Annotated in this window: 14 protein-coding genes; 11 read left to right on the forward strand and 3 right to left on the reverse strand. The window is 60.4% G+C overall.

All coding sequences use genetic code 11. The features are described from left to right. Positions 1 to 179 precede the first annotated feature (179 nt). Complete coding sequence (locus BGE01nite_RS11040; protein ID WP_146850516.1) at positions 180 to 3,797, reverse strand: PVC-type heme-binding CxxCH protein; 3,618 nt, start codon at positions 3,795 to 3,797, stop codon at positions 180 to 182. Positions 3,798 to 4,158: 361 nt separating this feature from the next. Here BGE01nite_RS11040 and BGE01nite_RS11045 point away from each other — a divergent pair, with 361 nt between their 5' ends. The 4 genes from BGE01nite_RS11045 (at position 4,159) to BGE01nite_RS11060 (ending at position 7,644) form a co-directional block, all read left to right on the forward strand. Next, a complete protein-coding gene (locus tag BGE01nite_RS11045) occupies positions 4,159 to 4,866 on the forward strand; it encodes a 3D domain-containing protein (RefSeq protein ID WP_246145704.1) in 708 nt (235 codons plus the stop codon). A 47-nt stretch (positions 4,867 to 4,913) separates the two neighbouring features. Then, positions 4,914 to 6,128 carry an alpha/beta hydrolase gene (locus BGE01nite_RS11050; RefSeq protein WP_146850517.1) on the forward strand — a complete coding sequence of 405 codons (1,215 nt, stop codon included), beginning with the start codon at positions 4,914 to 4,916 and terminating at the stop codon, positions 6,126 to 6,128. Between the two features lie 58 nt (positions 6,129 to 6,186). Next, entirely contained in the window at positions 6,187 to 6,909 is a 723-nt protein-coding gene (locus tag BGE01nite_RS11055) for an N-acetylmuramoyl-L-alanine amidase (RefSeq protein ID WP_146850518.1), read from the forward strand. Between the two features lie 96 nt (positions 6,910 to 7,005). Further along, on the forward strand, positions 7,006 to 7,644 hold the full coding sequence (locus BGE01nite_RS11060; protein ID WP_146850519.1) for an ATP-dependent DNA helicase RecG: 639 nt from the start codon (positions 7,006 to 7,008) through the stop codon (positions 7,642 to 7,644). Positions 7,645 to 7,817: 173 nt separating this feature from the next. On the opposite strand, the gene argJ is transcribed toward BGE01nite_RS11060, so the two are convergent. Further along, on the reverse strand, positions 7,818 to 9,113 hold the full coding sequence (gene argJ / locus BGE01nite_RS11065; RefSeq protein WP_146850520.1) for a bifunctional glutamate N-acetyltransferase/amino-acid acetyltransferase ArgJ: 1,296 nt from the start codon (positions 9,111 to 9,113) through the stop codon (positions 7,818 to 7,820). Between the two features lie 28 nt (positions 9,114 to 9,141). Continuing rightward, complete coding sequence (gene argC / locus BGE01nite_RS11070) at positions 9,142 to 10,191, reverse strand: N-acetyl-gamma-glutamyl-phosphate reductase (RefSeq protein ID WP_146850521.1); 1,050 nt, start codon at positions 10,189 to 10,191, stop codon at positions 9,142 to 9,144. Positions 10,192 to 10,426: 235 nt separating this feature from the next. Between argC and BGE01nite_RS11075 the strand changes: the two genes are divergently transcribed. The 7 genes from BGE01nite_RS11075 to thrS all read left to right on the forward strand — a co-directional run bounded on the left by BGE01nite_RS11075 (position 10,427) and on the right by thrS (position 16,352). After that, on the forward strand, positions 10,427 to 10,960 hold the full coding sequence (locus tag BGE01nite_RS11075) for a signal peptidase II (protein ID WP_146850522.1): 534 nt from the start codon (positions 10,427 to 10,429) through the stop codon (positions 10,958 to 10,960). A 125-nt stretch (positions 10,961 to 11,085) separates the two neighbouring features. Further along, on the forward strand, positions 11,086 to 11,862 hold the full coding sequence (locus BGE01nite_RS11080; protein ID WP_146850523.1) for a polysaccharide lyase family 20 protein: 777 nt from the start codon (positions 11,086 to 11,088) through the stop codon (positions 11,860 to 11,862). Positions 11,863 to 11,987: 125 nt separating this feature from the next. Further along, positions 11,988 to 12,521: an RNA polymerase sigma factor gene (locus BGE01nite_RS11085; protein ID WP_146850524.1), complete on the forward strand. Its 534-nt coding sequence runs from the start codon at positions 11,988 to 11,990 to the stop codon at positions 12,519 to 12,521. Beyond that, positions 12,511 to 12,879 (forward strand): hypothetical protein, encoded by a 369-nt coding sequence (locus BGE01nite_RS11090; protein ID WP_146850525.1) that lies wholly within the window; start codon positions 12,511 to 12,513, stop codon positions 12,877 to 12,879. Before BGE01nite_RS11085 ends, BGE01nite_RS11090 begins: the two co-directional genes overlap by 11 nt. Then, the gene (locus BGE01nite_RS11095; protein WP_146850526.1) at positions 12,876 to 13,718 is read left to right on the forward strand and encodes a Spy/CpxP family protein refolding chaperone; all 843 of its coding nucleotides are present in this window, start codon (positions 12,876 to 12,878) and stop codon (positions 13,716 to 13,718) included. The genes BGE01nite_RS11090 and BGE01nite_RS11095 overlap by 4 nt, the downstream gene beginning before the upstream one ends. A 184-nt stretch (positions 13,719 to 13,902) precedes the next feature. After that, on the forward strand, positions 13,903 to 14,166 hold the full coding sequence (locus BGE01nite_RS11100) for a hypothetical protein (RefSeq protein ID WP_146850527.1): 264 nt from the start codon (positions 13,903 to 13,905) through the stop codon (positions 14,164 to 14,166). A gap of 227 nt (positions 14,167 to 14,393) precedes the next feature. Beyond that, on the forward strand, positions 14,394 to 16,352 hold the full coding sequence (thrS, locus tag BGE01nite_RS11105; RefSeq protein WP_146850528.1) for a threonine--tRNA ligase: 1,959 nt from the start codon (positions 14,394 to 14,396) through the stop codon (positions 16,350 to 16,352). The last annotated feature ends 152 nt before the right edge of the window (positions 16,353 to 16,504 follow it).

The raw sequence follows: 16,504 nt of genomic DNA on the forward strand, positions 1-16,504 counted from the left end.
TGAGCGTCTGGTTAGCGTCATATTAGCGGTTAAGAAGCTTCCGTCGCAGGTCAGAAAGTGCGCAGGAAGTTAGCGGTAAATTGAAGACGTCGACTGCGAACGATAGCGGTGTCGACGATGCACGGTGGCCCGTGCATCTCTGCCACCGCACTCCAGGACGCTTCGCGATTTCGGGGGCGCTATTTCAATTCTGGCTCGGTCCAGAAGGTGGTTCGCTGAGTCGCGTCGCGGATGGTTTTGACTTGAGCGGGGGTGACGGCGGGGGATTTGTTGCCGAACTCGCTGCGGACGTAGGTGAGGACGTCGGCCATCTGCTGGTCATCGAGGCCCATGGGGGGCATGGGGATGGGGGCGAGCTGGGTGAAGGCGGTGCCATTCACCTGGATGGGGCCGGTGAGGCCGTGGAGCACGACTTTGATGAGCCGGGCAGGATCGCCATTCACCCAGTCACTCTCGGCGATGCTGGGGTAGACGCCGGGAAGGCCCTTCCCTTCCGGCTGGTGGCAGTTCAGGCAGAGGGCATCATAAACAACCTTGCCAGGATGAGCGACGACAGGCGCGGCGCTGGCGATCTTCTTGACGTATTCGGCCTGAGCGGGGTTCTTGAAGGTGAGTTTGCCTAACTGAGATTGCCACTGCGGCTGGAGGGCACGCACGGCCTGCTTCAAGGCGTAGTCAATAAACTTGTCCGTCGGCTGCTGGAGCACCTGGGTGGTGATGGTGACGGTCTCAGGCTTCTGGATGCGGGCGCTGGCGACGACGGCCTCGAGGCGCACGCGAGGGTGGGTGTCGTTGGCGGCTTCGGTGAGAAGGATGGAGGTGTTGGGGAGTTGGTTGGCCCAAGCGCCGATGACACGGGCTGCATAGGCGCGGACGCGGCCGTCCTTGGCCTGATGGAGACGAGCGAGGAGAGCTGCGTTGGGTGACTGATGGGCTTCGTAGATGCCGCAGACATCCATGAGCACGCGCTCATCGTTTTCCTTGGCGATGAAGGCATCACAGGCGGCGAGGGCTTCCTTGGCTGGGAGATCGAAGAGGAGACGCTTGGCTTGATAGCGGGTCCAGCGCTCGGGGGACTTGATCTGCTCCAGGAGCTCGGCGGGCTTCATGGTGGCGAGAGCTGGCTGCTTCACACTGGGGCGGCCTTTGGCAGTGATGCGCCAGATGCGGCCGTGGCTGCGATCCCGACGAGGATCGGCATAGCTGGCCTGGTAATGGCCGATGACGGGATTGAACCAGTCACAGAGATACATAGCACCATCTGGACCGACGCTGACATCGACAGGACGGAAGGAGGTGTCACTGCTCTTCACAAGCTTCGGAAGCTGGGTGGTCTTGAAGCCGGAGCCTTCATCCGCAAAGCGATGCAACTCGACCACGCTGCCAAAGTAACCGCCAATGAGCGCGCAGCCCTGGATGTCGTCTGGAAGAGCCTTCGTACCGATGATGTCGAGCGAGTTGGTCTTCGGGCTGCTGTCAAAGAGCATGCCGGTGGGGTGGTACTCATCCGGGTCCTTGATAGCGATGAGGCCAGGGGTGCTAAAGTAGCCTGCAGGGCGGTCGCCACTTTTGTGGAAGACTTGGTTATAATCGTCAAAGGCCACGCCCCAGCAGTTGTGGCCTGCCTTGCCGCCATTGAAGAAGCCCTCCATCTTTTCCGTGCGCGGGTTGTAGCGCCAGACACCGGCTTTTTCCAGGATGGCGAGACCGTGCGAGGTCTCGACACGGGAGAAGGCATGCAGGCCCTGGGTGAACCAGAGGGAGCCATCGGGGCCGTGGCAGATGGAATTCACCAGCTGGTGCGTGTCGCCAATCCCGAAGCCGGAGAAGAGAACCTTCTTCACGTCGGCTTTGCCATCGCCATCGGTATCTTTGAGATGCAGGAGCTGGTCGAAGTCACAGACGTACACGCCGCCATCGCCAAGCTCGACGCCCTGGACCATGGTGAGGCCTTCGGCGAAGCGAGTGTGCTTGTCAGCGACGCCATCGTGATCTGTGTCTTCAAGAACGAGGATGTAGTCACTCGGCTTCACGCCGGGGAGCGCCTGCGGATAGGTGGGGGAGCAGGTGACCCAGAGGCGGCCTTTTTCATCCCAGGAGAACTGTGTGGGCTTGGCCACGCCTTGAGTCTCGGATGCGAAGAGATTGATCTCATAACCTTCCGCGACGGTGAAGGCAGCCATCTGCTGTTCGGCAGTGAGCACGGCTTCGGTCACAGGCTTGGGCGCAGGCTCGAGAGGTGGCACCTGCTCGCCACGAGCGAGGGAGTGAATGCGCTGATCCATCTTGGCGATAAGCGGCTTGTGGCTCTCAAAGGCTTCACGCAGTGATGGGGCATCCGCAGCAGGCTTGCCGAACATCTGGGTCACGCGATCTCCATAGACGAAGGACCAGTTGGCGGGGCGCCAGCAGTCAAACCAGAGGCGGTTCTTCTCGACGATGGCCTCACGGATCTTGGAGAGGTCATCGGAGTCACTGGTGGAGACACCGAGCTGGGAGGCGATGAGCTGACCGACCGTGCGCAGACCTAACTCATTGAGGTGAAGGCCGTTGTCCGTGATGCGGGCTTTGGCGGCAGGGATGGAGAGGGTGGTGAAGAGATCCACGAAGATGGCACCACGCTGCTTGGCAATCTCGCGCACGGCCTCGGCGTAGGCTTTCACGTCTTCATTACGCTTCGTGAGGTCCGGGGCATGCGGCGAGCCGGTGGCCTCGAAGGGCATGGGCGAGATCAGGACGAGGCGCGGGGTACGCGAGCGGAACTGGTCTAACAAGCGATGATACGCGGAAGTGAACTCGGCGAGGCGGGCCTTGCCATCAAAGGACTCGACCTGGCCGAACTGGCAGATGACGATGCCCGCACCGACGGCGTCGAGCTGGCCTTTCCAGTCGCCAAAGTTCAGGTCGCGCCACTGCTCATACACCGTATCACCCTCCCAGGCCATGCTGCGGAAGCGGGGCTGCTTGTCCGCGAGGCCATGAGAGAGGATGGCTTCGAGTTCGCCGGCCTTTTGTTCGCGGACGAGATTGGTCTGGCCGGTGAGGACGACGACTTCGTTGTTGGTGACTTCGAAGCGGTTGTCTTTGAAAGGGACGAGGGCGGTGGTGGCGCCGTCAGCATCGCCGAAGCGATTGAGGATGTCTTTCGGGCCAGGGACGATGGCGTCGGGGAGCTCTTCGATCTGGATGTTGCGGAAGGCGATGACGGCCTTGCACTTGCCGTGGATCTGCAGGGCGATGTGGCCCTTCATTTCGATGCCGGGCTCGCGCTCGGTGTAGTCGACGGTGCGCACGCCATTGACGAAGATCTGGATGCGCTGGTCCTCGACCTTGATCTCGTGCTTGTTCCATTCGCCCGGCTTTTCGGCGCTCTTGATCAATTCTTCCGCAGGTTTGGAGAGCATGGTCTTGCGGCGTGACTCATCATAGAGGCAGCCGCTGTAACCGGCACCGATGTCCGCCTGGTAGCCGATCATTTCGTTCGGCGGCTCTTTGATGCGCAGGCTGCGGAACTGCACGCCGCCATTCACGAAGCCTTCGGTACCTTCGAGCTTGTACTCGAGGCTGATGCGGAAGTTCCGGTACTGCTTCTTGGTGGCAAGGAACTCGTTCTGCGGGTTGCCTTCCCCGTCCTGAGTGCCGCCGTAGATCACGCCATCCTGGATGCGCCAGACCTTGGTGGTCTCGCCTTCCCAACCGTTGAAGGTCTTGCCATCAAAGAGCGGGACGGTATCCGCCGCTGAGGCAGTGCTGAGGATCAGAAGCGGGGACAGGAGAAGGAGGGCGGACCTGAGCATGAAGGCAGCGGGAAGTGGAGTTTCGAGGAGGCGAGCTATCCTGTACGCGATGGGTGCGTGGCAACTTCATTCTCTTTAAGTGCGGAGTTCGGAAGGCGGAGGTCGGAGTTAGGAAGAGGCGGCCTTGTGGGGGCGAAACGGGGATGACTGAAAATGGGGGACGGTGGAGTGGCGGAGCGGAGGATAGGGTGGTGGCAGGATGCCACCCCATTGGAATGGGGTGGCACGGTTGGAGGTCAGATTGCCCTCGGCACCCCCGCCGACTGAAGGTCAAGACAACTTAAAAATTCAGTAATTATGGTTTTTAGATTGATATTTTCTAAATTTGAGTTATTAATTCCATAATTACTGAAATAAAGCCATGAACGCCTCTCGCCAACTGACCGGACTGCTGGGGACCATTGCCCTCCTTGCTTCGCTGTCTTCCTGCGCACTGCCGGAAGGTGGATTCAGCGCTCAAGAGGCTGAAAATGTGAGCGGCGTGCCGCTTCAGCCAGGCGTGAAATATGAGGTCAGAAAGGCTCTCGCCGCAGGCGTGGCCTTCAAACCGACAGAGATGAAGCGTTACTATTTTGTGCTGGAGGCTCCGCGGCCTCCGCTCATGTCGGCGGCTAGCATTCCGGGACAGCACATGAAGGTGCGCACCACGGCCTACTGCCATGATGAGTCCGATCACATCGTTTACGGGGCCAAGAACGCCTTGGGAACGCCACTCAAATTTGGGAACATTCGCAGCGCTGCAGCAGATTGGTCAATGTATCCGGTGGGCACAAAATTCCGAATCGCCGGTCAGCCGGGGGTCACTTATGTGGTGGATGATTACGGCAGCGCCCTCGTCGGCACCGGCACGATCGACATCTACAAGCCGACCCGCGGTTTGATGGATGCGTGGGGTGTGCGGCATGTGGACATCGAAGTACTGCAGTGGGGCTCGTATGAGCAGAGCATGAACATCATGCGCGACCGCATGAAGTGGCCGCATGTGCGCGAGATGATGCGCGGCATCCAGGAGCGCATGTTCAGCACACGGACCGGTGGATATCAGGGCCCGATCACAGCGGCGCTGTGATTCGTTGGAAAAGATGGCTCACATGCATCGTTTGAGGGCGCATAATCATGCGTCCTCTTTTTTTGTTCTTGTGGCTGGTGGCTTCAGGCAGTGTGTGTGCCCAGACAACTGCGCCGATGGCGATCACGCCGGTGGCTTTGGAAAGGGCCCTGACCTCTGCCCCTGATCACACAGCGGCGAAGGATCTGCATCAGCAGGTGATGCGGCTCTTTGGAAAACAGAATCTGCTCAAAGGCAAGGCGAGCGCGCGCATCGAAGGTACGACGGTGGCCTGGGCTGTGATGGATCCGCATCCTGCGCAGGTGGTGCGTGCTGATGGGACGGTGGTCGGCCATATGACCTCTCTCGGTGATGACGGTCTGCAGGTGCTGGTGAAGACGGTGCCGAACTTCAGCGAGTTTCAATACCAGATCGTGGCGGGTGGTGCGACGCGTGTGGGTGGCATGGTGCACGTGGAGAACTATGAGTACACGGCGGACAGCAAGAGGAAGAAAGATGTACCGCAAGGCCGGCTGGAGAAGTTCACCTGGAAGGACAGCCGCATCTTCCCGGACACGGTGCGTGATGTGACAGTGTACATCCCGCAGCAGTATCAGCCCGACAGCGAGGCCTGCCTGATGGTGTGGCAGGATGGCAGCCGGCATGTGGACCCAAACGGCTCGATGAGGGTGAGCGTCGTCTTTGACAATCTCATCCATCAAAAGGAGATGCCGGTGACGATCGGCGTGTTTGTGGATCCTGGCCGCCAACCTAACCAAAAGGCTGGCGAGAAAGCGAAGAACCGGAGCTTTGAGTATGACGGGCTGGGTGATGCGTATGCGCGCTTCCTTCTGGAGGAGATCCTGCCGGAGGTGCAGAAGCGGCAGAAGGTGAAGTTCCGCCAGCAGCCCGAGGCGTGGGCCATCGCTGGAGGTTCCTCAGGTGGCATCTGCGCCTTCACGGCGGCATGGGAGCGGCCGCAGAAGTTTCACAAGGTGCTGAGCTGGGTGGGCACGTTTGTGGACATCCGCGGCGGCAATGCTTATCCCTATCTGGTGAGGATCACGGAGAAGAAGCCGATCCGCGTGTACCTGCTGGATGGCACGAACGATCTGGACAACAAGTTTGGCAACTGGCCGATCGCCAACCGGATGATGGAAGCGAGCCTGAAGTACATGAAGTATGATTACCGCATGGACTGGACGGAGTGCTTTCACGGCAGCAAAGGCATGGCTCCTGCTCTGCCTGATGCTTTACGCTGGCTCTGGCGTGACGTGAAGTGAGGGAAAGACCTCACTCCTTTGTCTTGGCAGGGCTGGGTTCTTACTCCACGATCTCTGCATGACCTTCCTCCGCCTTGCTACTGCTGTCGTTGGTGTGCTGTTCCTGGCCTCGTGCCAGGCGCCGAGTCTGCCCGGCATGGGCCGAGGCGGGAGCACGTATGGTGATCGCGCGGGACCTCAGGGTTTCAGGACGGTGGTGATCGATGCTGGACATGGCGGCAAGGACTCGGGCGCACGTGCCCGGGGGCTGACAGAGAAGACGTATGCGCTGGACATCGCGAAGCGGGTGCGCGCTGAGCTTTCGGGCTATCGGGTGATCATGGTGCGCAGTGATGACCGCTTCATTGAACTGGATGACCGGGTGCGGATCGCCAGCCGGAGCGGTGATGCGGTGCTGGTGAGCATCCACCTGAACTATGGGCGGAGTTATCGCGCAGGGCCGGAGACCTACTGGTGGCGGGTGGACAGCTATGGGCTGGCGCGGAGGCTGCACCAGAACATGAATGCGGTGTGTCCGCATGAATCCGGCAATGCGGGCTTTGTGCGCCGGAGGCTGAGGCTGACCCGCAATCCGACGATCCCCTGCGTGCTGGTGGAGTGCGGGTATCTGACGAATTCACGGGATGCGAGCTCGCTGGCGTCCTCGGCTTATCGCGAGCGCATGGCGGAGGCCATCGCGAGGGCGATCAAGACGCAGTCGGCGTCTGGTGACTCGGGCATGGGACCGCTGCCGAGGCCGATCTATGCGCCGCCGAGCAAGGCCAGTGATGCGCGGGGGTAGACAGGCCCGGTCCAGCCCAGGTTTGGTTTCGGAATTGTCTCCGACTTCTGTTTGATCTCGATCTTCCAGCAGTCAATCTCTCGCCTAACCAAATCCATGAAAGCAGCTCTCCGCCATCTCCTCATCACCCTGACCGGCCTCACGGCCAACGCCCATGCCGACACCTGGGGGCTGGCGGACGGCATGAGTTTTGAAGCTCAGATCAAGGGGGTGATGCCGGGCATGACGATCTTCACCCTGGCCAGCGGGCTGGAACAGCGCATCGAGACGAGCAAGCTGTCTGATGACAGTCGCAAGAAACTGGCCGAGTCGCTGGGGCTGGTGGTGGCCGCGCCTGCTACCACGGCATCTGCGGCACCCACGCCCGCGATGCCTCAAGCGGCTCCTGGAACGGCGAGCACGACGGCAGGGGTGATGCCCACGGTGGCCCGTGATCCGGGGGCCATGGATGCCACGGATGTGAACATGATCGATTCCCAGTTCGGCAAGCGCGGGACGGTGATCGGCAAGGTGAAGACGGTGATCACGCTGGGCAGCAGCGGTCACAAGAAGCTGACGTTTGAGGGGACAGATTTCAACGTCTTCATCAGCAAGCGGTCCCTGGATCAGAACAGTGACTGGCACCTGGATGATCTCGCGGGGAAGACGGTGCAGGTGACGGGCGAAGTCGCGAAGTTTCAGGAGCAGTTGCAGATCTCGCCACGGGAGCCTTCGCAGGTGGGGGTGGTGGAGTGAGGTCGTGATGCGCTCGGACATGCGAGATCGTGGGAGGTAGCTGGCCTTCTCGCGCCCTTCCAGGGCGCGATAACGTGAGAGATTTACTGCCCCTCAAACCGGTGGTTCTCGCAAGCTGCGCTTGCTTCACCACCGGCTAATTTCTCTCGAGCCTCCGGCTCGCCGAACCAAGATTACACCAAGCCCTTCTGGCGCTTGGCGTGGAGGGCGGCGGCGTATTCGCTGCTGTTGAAGTCCACGTAGGCCTCGGAGAGGTCGGTGGTGTAGACGGTGTGGTTGGCGCTGCCGCTGTTCAGGTCGATGGTGACGGTGAAACGGGGCTCCTTGACGACCTTTTCGAGATCGGAGACGGCGGTCTTGGAGGTGAGGCCGCCTTTGCAGGCGATGAGGCCGTTGAAGTAGATGTCGATCAACTCCTCCTTGATGCGGGCGCCGGAATAACCAACAGCGTGAATGATGCGACCCCAGTTAGGATCACTGCCATTGAAAGAGCATTTCACGAGGAGGCTCTTGGCGACTGTCTCTGCGGCCTTGCGGGCATCTGCCTGGGTGCGGGCATGGACCACGCGGATCTCGACGAACTTGGTGACGCGCTCGCCATCGCTGACGATCATCTTGGCGAGCTCCATCATGACCTTTTGAAGGGCGCAGCGGAAGATCTCGGCCTCGGGGCTGCCTTTCTTGATGGCGGGAGCCTCGGCCTGGCCGTTGCTCATGACGATGACGGTGTCATTCGTGCTGGTATCACCATCAATGGTGATGCGGTTGAAGGACTGGTCGACTGCGAAGCGCATGGCGCGCTTGAGCTCATCCCTGGAGACTTTGGCGTCCGTGGTGATGAAGCTGAGCATGGTGGCCATGTTCGGGCAGATCATGCCGGCACCTTTGGCGATGCCGCCGACACGGAAGCTGGCGCCTTTGCCCAGCGGCACTTCGATGGCGTAGATTTTTGGCTTCGTATCGCTCGTCATGATGGCGCGAGCGGCGTCTTCATTGCCTGTGGGGCTGAGCTTGGCGGCGACTTCGCTCACACGCGGAGTAATGCGCTGGATGGGCATGTTCATGCCGATGATGCCGGTGGAGCAAACGAGCACCTCACGCATCTTCAAACCAAGGGCTTCAGCCGTGGCCTTGCACATGGCCTTGGCGTCCTGAATGCCTTGCGGGCCGGTGCAGGCGTTGGCATTGCCGCTGTTGGCGATGATGGCACGGGCATCCCCCAGCTTCACATGCTGCTGGGAGACACGCACGCAGGCGGCACGCACCTTGTTCGTGGTGAAGACGGCATCCGTGATGGCGGGTGTGTCTGACGTGATGAGCGCGAGGTCGAGACGCAGCACTTCAGGGTTCTTGATGCCGCAAGCCACGGCCGCAGCGCGGAAACCACGCGGAGCGGTGACACCGCCGTCGATGGATTTGAAGGGCACGCTCTTCTTGGAGCAAGGGTCGAGGTCAACAGCAGCGTTCATCGGGAGTGAAGGCGTTTTCGTTTTCAAATCAAATGTTCATGAGGCCTGCGGTCGGCTCGAAACCGCAGACGAGGTTGAAGTTCTGAACGGCCTGGCCGGACGCTCCTTTGCCAATGTTGTCCTCAACGCTCATCAAAATGAGCTGGCCGGCGCGGGCATCATAGGCCCAGCCGACATCGACGAAGTTTGTGCCGACGACGTTCTTGGTGTCGGGGCTCTTATTGGCGCCGAGCAGACGCACGAAGGGCTGGCCTGCATAGAAGGTCTGGAGGGCCTCGCCGACTTGGTCGAGCGTGACACCGGGCTTCACGCTGGCGAAGATGGTGGTGCAGATGCCGGAGTGCGTGGGCACCAGGTGCGGCACGAAGGTGAGCTTCACCGGATGGCCTGCGGCGATCTCGAGCTCCTGGCCGATCTCGCTGAGGTGGCGGTGCTTGGGCACACTGTAGGTGCGCACGCTGTTCTGCACTTCACAGAAGAGGAGCGGCACGCTTTCCTTGCGGCCTGCGCCGCTGGCTCCGCTCATGCTGGAGACAGAGAGAGGTGCATCGCCCAACAGCCCGGCTTTAAGCAAGGGGATGAGCGGCACGAGAATGCTCGTGGGATAGCAGCCTGGGCAGGCGATGAGGCGCGCTTTCTTGATATCATCCGCACGCACTTCAGGAAGCGCATACACGGCTTCGGAGAGAAGGTCGGGCGCGGGATGCTCGTGATCGTAAAACTCTTTATACAGCTCTGCGCTGCGCAGACGGAAGTCCGCACTGAGGTCAATGACCTTGATGCCGGCATCCAGCAGGCCTTTGGCATACTCCACAGAGACGCCATGAGGCAAGGCGAGGAAAGCGATCTCAGCGCCGGTGGCTTTGAGAGTCTCAGTGTCTGGATTGGTGAACTTCAATGAGTCCGCGACGCCGACGCCACGGAAGCGCGGGAACTCGGCAGAAAGTGCCTTCCCCGCGAGTGTGCGCGAGGTGACAGCGACGAGCTCGGCATTGGGATGCCGCAACAGCAGACGCAGGAGTTCGATGCCGGAGTAACCACTGGCACCGAGAACAGCAACTTTGACAGAGTCAGACATGAGAGGGGGAGCGAGTATGGGGTTTCCGGCCCTTCGTGCAATCGCGATTTACAACCGATGCGTGGTCCTTTGTGAGCATCTGAAAGAATGTGAACAAAGGTCCAGGGAAGCCCAGGTGTATCTACCGGTTTCAGGGTGAAGCGTTGCAGGAAAAAATTTCGTCACCCTGGGAATACGTGCCAGCGTTGGATTGGATTTGCCGGAATGGGGGATCAGTGCTGAGTGGGGGCCGCTCATGCTGAAGCTCATCCTCTGCCTTTCCCTGCCCCTCTACATTCTCGACCAGTGGTCGAAGAACTGGATCGTGGCGCACTTTGATCTGCATGGGCGCGAGCAGGAGGTGATCCAAGGCACATTCTGGCTGCACCACATCGCCAACCGGGGTGTGGCCTTTGGTATGTTCAACGGCACGCAGTATGCGAACTATGTGTTCACCGTGGTGTCACTCAGTGCGCTAGCTTTTCTGATCTGGGGCAGCCGGACAAATCTGTTTCCGGGCAAGCTGAGCCGGCTGGCGGTGGCGCTGCTGGTTTCGGGGATTTTTGGGAATCTGACCGACCGGTTGTTTCGTCGTGAGGATGACGGAGTACTGTTTGGCGGCGGGTTCCTGAAAGGGTATGTCGTGGACTTTTTGCGGTTTGATTTTGGGTTTCCGCCGTTCAATCCGTGGCCTTCGTTCAATGTGGCGGACTCGTGCGTGGTGGTGGCGGCGGTGATGCTGGCGATTGCTTCGTTTGTGGAAGCGCCGCCGGTGAAGAAGAAGGCGTGAAGCCATGAAATGCTCCGCACCAGGACGTCGGACGCCTTGAAGGATGCCTGTCCTTTGGGCGCGTGCCTACGGAGCAGAGCAGGTCTGCCGCCATACGTCATATAGACGGGCATTCTGGAGCACTCATGGCCGTGCGCATCCTCCTCATTGTCGTGTTCGTCCTGACCTCGTGCGACCGTGGAGCCGATCCACAAGCACGCGAAAAAGAGCTAGCCTACCTGCGTGTTGTGATGCCTGAAGACTTGCTGCCCTATGCCCATGTGGAGGTGCCCGCAGTCGAAAACATCGCCATCCTCGGTGAGGGTGCGGACAGGCATCTCGGACTACACACCATCCCCGGCCAGAAACGGCGCAGCGGCGGTGTGCGTGCTGAGGTCAGTGTGGATCGGCCTTTTGAAGAGGGGGACACCCTGCGCTACGAATGGCAGTTCCGCGTGCCCGAGGATTTCAAGTCCGACGCGCCCCGGAACCGTTGGTGCATCATCGGCCAGTGGCATGACCAGCCGGACATTCGTCAGGGCGAGACGTGGGAGGGCTTTCCGTCTCGCAGTCCGCCTGTGCTTGTTGGCCTTGGCGAGTGGCAGGGGCGGCTTGCCCTTGGGATCGAATATGGGCCAACCCAGGCACAGAAGCACGGCCCCATTTTCATCCAACGTGGGAAGTGGCATCGCATTGCGATGGTGATCCGTTGGTCCAGGAAGGCCGATGGCAGGGCCAGCGTCTATTTTGATGACATGACAACAGCGGTGAAGACCTTTGACGGCCCGAACATGCACAACGGCTACCAGCACTACTTTAAGTTCGGCATGTATCGCCACCCGGACATCGCCACCGAAAACTGGATTCACCTGAGGGAGTTCAAGACGAGCAAAGTGGCGCCGCAGCCCTCTCCCGGCCAATGACCCGATGCTGACGGAAATCGGAGGGGGCTTCTGCTGGCCGATGGTGTTTTACGAAAGATGTTTTGAGATTCCCTGCGAGCCGCTGTCATACATACGCCCGTCCCGTGGCACTCACCGGGAAATGAATGGAGCGCGAAACCGCCGACCAACTCGAAGCCCTGCATCCCGACGCCTTTGGCTGGGCGCTGCATTGCTGCGGGGGCGATCACTCACGCGCCGAGGATGTGCTGCAGAATGCCTATCTGAAGGCGGCCTCGGATCGCGTGGTTCACTCGGGGGCTTCCAGCTTCAAGACGTGGTGGTTCGGGGTGATCCGGCTGACGGCGCACGAGGAGTTCCGGCGGCTGCGGTATCGCGAATCTCTGCTCGGCAAGCTGCTGGCGCAGTTCACGGGCGATGCGCACGATCCACGCCCTTCAGCGGCGCAGAAGATCGATCTGGACGAACAAACATTGCGCATGCGCGAGGCTCTGGCGCAACTGCCCGCTCGACAGGCCGAGGTGATGCACCTGGTGTTTTATCAGGACCTTTCCATCAGCGAGGCGGCCACCCTCATGAAGATCAGCCTCGGGTCCGCCCGCCAGCACTACGAACGCGGCAAGGCGCGACTGCGCACGCTGCTGCAAACCTCATCCCCTGTATTTGCCCATGAATCCTGACCACCACCCTGATCACGATCGCGATCTACGTGATGCGTTTGCGCAGCAGCGTCGCTCCGACCACGAGCAGGCTCCGGCATGGAATCCTGATGTGCTGCGTGCGCCATCGAAGAAGGAGACAAGACGTCTGCCGATGTGGCTGCCGATCACGGCGGCTGTGGCTGCCTGCGCGCTGCTGAGCCTCGTATGGCTGCGGGATGAAGTGAAGACCTCCCCTACCCCGGATCTTGCGGCGCTGCCGGAGTTCTTCGCGCCTCAAGGCGAGCCTTTGTTTGCCAGCCTCGATTCGGGTTCTGGATCGAGCGCCATGCCCAGTGATTCGCTTCTGCCTGTTTACCTCACCATCCAACTGCCATGAAAACTCTCTTCCTTACTCTGCTTAGCGTTGTCGTTGCCAGCCTTGCTCATGCGGGTGCTGAAGCCTGGTTGCAGTCCGGTGCCATTACGCCTGAGAAGATCACGGCGCTGAAGGGCGAGATCGGTCTTTCCAGCGAGCAGGAGGAGCGCATGCAGGCGATCGTGACGGCCACGCGTGCTGAAGGCGAGGCATTGGAGAAAACGGTACGCGAAGGTCAGAAGGGGCTGAACGAGGTGCTGCGCAACAAGGCCAGCACGGCTGATGAAGCGGGTGCGGCTTTGACGAAGCTGCTGGAGGCCGAGGCCCCGGTGAAGCAACTGCAGTTACGGACGCTCATTCAACTCCGTGATGTGCTGACGCCGGAGCAGTTGAAGAAAGTGGCCCAGCTTTCGCCGGGCCGTGTGGCGAAGTCCGAAGATATCGAGGCCAAGGTGAGGCAGAAGGCAGAGAAGCTGCGCGCGGCGCTGGACTCCCTGGGCATCAAGCCGACCACGGCGATCAGCGAGCGTGGCGCGGAGATCGAGGGCCTCATGAAATCCGGTGACTGGAAGGGCGCGGACACCGCGCTGGCCAAGCTGGAGAAGGACAGCCATGCGAACGAGCTGGAAAGCGCGCAGGAGGTGGACTTTTCCAAGTATGAGCCAGGGAACACGGATGTGGAGGAGCTGCGCCAGCGCTATGCCGTGGTGCTGGAGAAGGGGCAGCAGGTGGTCTCGCTGCCGCTGATCTGGCAGTTTCTGAGAGCGAAGGAAGCTTTTGAAGAGGCCAAGGCGAACCAGGATGTGGAGAAGGTGGGACGGATTCTGACGTGGGTGGAGGGGGAGCTGGCGAAGCTGTGAATTTTAACCGCAGATAACACAGATGGGCGCAGATGACCTGAAGGAGAACCGTGCCCTTCGATGCCTTTGAATTTGCCCAGAACCTTGAGCAGATGAATGGGGTCTCTTGTTTGTTCTGCCAGATCTGGTAGAGCCGCTGCAAAAGTGAGTGACGATGGGTGGGAATGCGTTTTAGCATCCGGTCATGGAAGACTATGTTGGCTATCTACCTTATGTGCCGCCGGTGCTCACAATCTTGTGGGCGCTGATCTGTCTGCGCATTTACACGATGATCTCGAAGGACAATCCGGGGCAGCGGAGGCTGATTGCCATCGGTGGAGCAGTGGGAGCAGCGCTGATTTATGTTTTGGCCTCGAATCTGACGGCTCTGCTGCAAGCGCCGTCGAGTGAGCCTGCGGAAGCCAAGACCGAGGAGGGGCGGGTGAAGGTGCAGATGAAGGCGGAGTGAGGGTTGTGGGCGATGGCAGAGCTTCTCGCGCCCTTCCAGGGCGCGGGTCACGTGAGGCGGGATTGGGTGGGTGTTTCCGGCGGTTCTCGCTCGTTCCTCGCTTCACCGCCGGCTAATCTCTCGCGAGCCTCCGGCTCGCCAAGCGGAGCACCTTAGCAGCATTGAGACCAGCCCGGGCCTTGCGCTCGGGACTTCCCGCGCCAGTATGCGCGCCCTTTTCCCTTTCCATGTCCACCGAACGCAAGACCCTCGAACAACGCGCCCAGATGACTGACATCGAGCGCCTGCGCCACTCCTGTGCCCATATCATGGCCACCGCCATCCTGCGCATCTGGCCGGACGCCCAGTTTGCCTACGGGCCGCCGATCGAGAACGGCTTTTACTATGACTTCCAGATGAAGCACCGGGTCACGCCGGATGACTTTGAGAAGATCGAGGCGGAGATGAAGAAGATCTCCAAGGAGAACCAGAAGTTCGAATGGAAGGGCATTTCCCGCGAAGACGCCAAGGCGATGGCCGAGAGCGGTCGTCTGGGCGGCCTCTCTGAGCGCCCGGGCAACCCGAGCGTGTTCAAGCTGGATCTGATCGACAAAATCCCTGAGGGCGAGCAGATCTCCTGCTTCCAGAACGGTGACTTCATCGACCTCTGCGCCGGCCCGCACGTGGGCTACAGCGGCAAGTGCAAAAACGTGAAGCTGACCTCGGTATCGTCCTCCTTCTACATGGGCGATGAGACGAAGCCGCAGCTTCAGCGCCTTTATGGCACGGCCTTTGAATCCAAGGAAGAGCTGGAAGCTTATTTTGTTCGTCTGGAAGAAGCGAAGAAGCGCGACCACCGTCGTCTCGGCAAAGAATTGAAGCTTTTTCACATCGATGAGGATGTGGGCCAGGGCCTGATTCTCTGGACGCCGAATGGTGCGACCCTGCGCCAGGAGCTGCAGGACTTCATCAGCCAGGAACTGCGCAAGCAGGGCTACTCCCAGGTCTTCACGCCACACATCGGCAAGCTGGCGCTGTACAAAACCAGCGGTCATTTCCCCTATTACAAAGATGCGCAGTTCCCGGCGATCATGGAGCCGAACCAGCTGGAGCAGATCGCCACGGAAGGCTGCGGCTGCGCTGAGATGACGGCGCGTATCGATGCGTGCTCGGCTCAGTTTGCCGCGCAGATGAACGAGCGCACGGGACGTCAGATGATTGGGCCGGACCGCATCATGGATGCTGAGAAGCTGCTGGACGGCTTCCTGCTGAAGCCGATGAACTGCCCGCATCACATCAAGATTTTTGGCAGCCAGCCGCGCAGCTATCGCGACCTGCCGGTGCGCCTGGCCGAGTTCGGCACGGTGTATCGCTGGGAGCAGAGCGGTGAGCTGAATGGCCTCACTCGCGTGCGTGGTTTCACGCAGGATGATGCGCACCTTTTCTGCACGGAAGATCAGGTTGCCGCGGAAGTGCTGGGCTGTCTCTCCCTGGTGAAGATTGTGCTCAACACCCTGGGCATGAGCGACTATCGCGTGCGTGTGGGTCTGCGTGATCCAGACAGCGGCAAGTACACCGGCAGCCCCGAGCAGTGGGACCGCGCCGAAGCTGCGTGCCGCGAGGCCGCTGCGACTCTGGGTGTGCCCTTCAGTGAGGAGCCAGGTGAAGCCGCCTTCTACGGACCGAAGATCGACTTCGTCATCAAGGACGTCATCGGCCGCGAATGGCAGCTGGGCACCGTGCAGGTGGACTACCAGCTCCCGATCCGCTTTGACCTGAGCTACACCGGTGCGGACAACAAGCAGCATCGCCCCGTGATGATCCACCGCGCGCCCTTCGGCAGCATGGAGCGCTTCACGGGTGTGCTGATCGAGCACTTCGCCGGTCATTTCCCGACCTGGCTGGCCCCTGAGCAGATCCGCATCCTCACGATCAGTGAGAAGGCGGATGAATTTGCCAACGACGTCTTTGGCCAGCTCAAGGCTGCCGGGCTGCGCGTGACGCTGAACAACGACGCGGACAAGATCGGCGCGAAGATCCGTCTGGCGCAGCTCGACAAGGTTCCTTACATGCTCGTCATCGGTGAGAAAGAAGCCGCTGCCGGTGCTGTGGCCGTGCGCCATAGCAAGAAGGGTGACCTAGGCGTGCAGCCTGTGGCTGAGTTCATCACGGCAGTGACGGACGAGGTGAAGGAGCGGAGGTTGTAAGAGACTCCGACATTGAGATGTTTTTGCGGCGGTGACGGGCTCGGCTTGTCACCGCCGAATTGTGTGTGGATGACACGGATGGAGATCGATTGGGGTGGGTGGGTTTTGTGGAGGGCTTTGGGCGCGAACGAAAGCGGTGTCGACGATGCACG

The sequence above is a fragment of the Prosthecobacter gellanilyticus genome, from assembly GCF_007992435.1.
GTDB lineage: Bacteria > Verrucomicrobiota > Verrucomicrobiia > Verrucomicrobiales > Verrucomicrobiaceae > Prosthecobacter > Prosthecobacter gellanilyticus.

Bases quoted from the DNA above. Each gene is read 5' to 3' on its own strand.
- argJ (WP_146850520.1), bottom strand. From the start codon at position 9,113: ATGAACGCTGCTGTTGACCTCGACCCTTGCTCCAAGAAGAGCGTGCCC.
- BGE01nite_RS11085 (WP_146850524.1), top strand. From the start codon at position 11,988: ATGGAGCGCGAAACCGCCGACCAACTCGAAGCCCTGCATCCCGACGCC.
- BGE01nite_RS11095 (WP_146850526.1), top strand. From the start codon at position 12,876: ATGAAAACTCTCTTCCTTACTCTGCTTAGCGTTGTCGTTGCCAGCCTT.
- BGE01nite_RS11100 (WP_146850527.1), top strand. From the start codon at position 13,903: ATGGAAGACTATGTTGGCTATCTACCTTATGTGCCGCCGGTGCTCACA.
- BGE01nite_RS11045 (WP_246145704.1), top strand. From the start codon at position 4,159: ATGAACGCCTCTCGCCAACTGACCGGACTGCTGGGGACCATTGCCCTC.
- BGE01nite_RS11055 (WP_146850518.1), top strand. From the start codon at position 6,187: ATGACCTTCCTCCGCCTTGCTACTGCTGTCGTTGGTGTGCTGTTCCTG.
- argC (WP_146850521.1), bottom strand. From the start codon at position 10,191: ATGTCTGACTCTGTCAAAGTTGCTGTTCTCGGTGCCAGTGGTTACTCC.
- BGE01nite_RS11080 (WP_146850523.1), top strand. From the start codon at position 11,086: ATGGCCGTGCGCATCCTCCTCATTGTCGTGTTCGTCCTGACCTCGTGC.
- BGE01nite_RS11050 (WP_146850517.1), top strand. From the start codon at position 4,914: ATGCGTCCTCTTTTTTTGTTCTTGTGGCTGGTGGCTTCAGGCAGTGTG.
- BGE01nite_RS11040 (WP_146850516.1), bottom strand. From the start codon at position 3,797: ATGCTCAGGTCCGCCCTCCTTCTCCTGTCCCCGCTTCTGATCCTCAGC.
- BGE01nite_RS11090 (WP_146850525.1), top strand. From the start codon at position 12,511: ATGAATCCTGACCACCACCCTGATCACGATCGCGATCTACGTGATGCG.
- thrS (WP_146850528.1), top strand. From the start codon at position 14,394: ATGTCCACCGAACGCAAGACCCTCGAACAACGCGCCCAGATGACTGAC.
- BGE01nite_RS11060 (WP_146850519.1), top strand. From the start codon at position 7,006: ATGAAAGCAGCTCTCCGCCATCTCCTCATCACCCTGACCGGCCTCACG.
- BGE01nite_RS11075 (WP_146850522.1), top strand. From the start codon at position 10,427: ATGCTGAAGCTCATCCTCTGCCTTTCCCTGCCCCTCTACATTCTCGAC.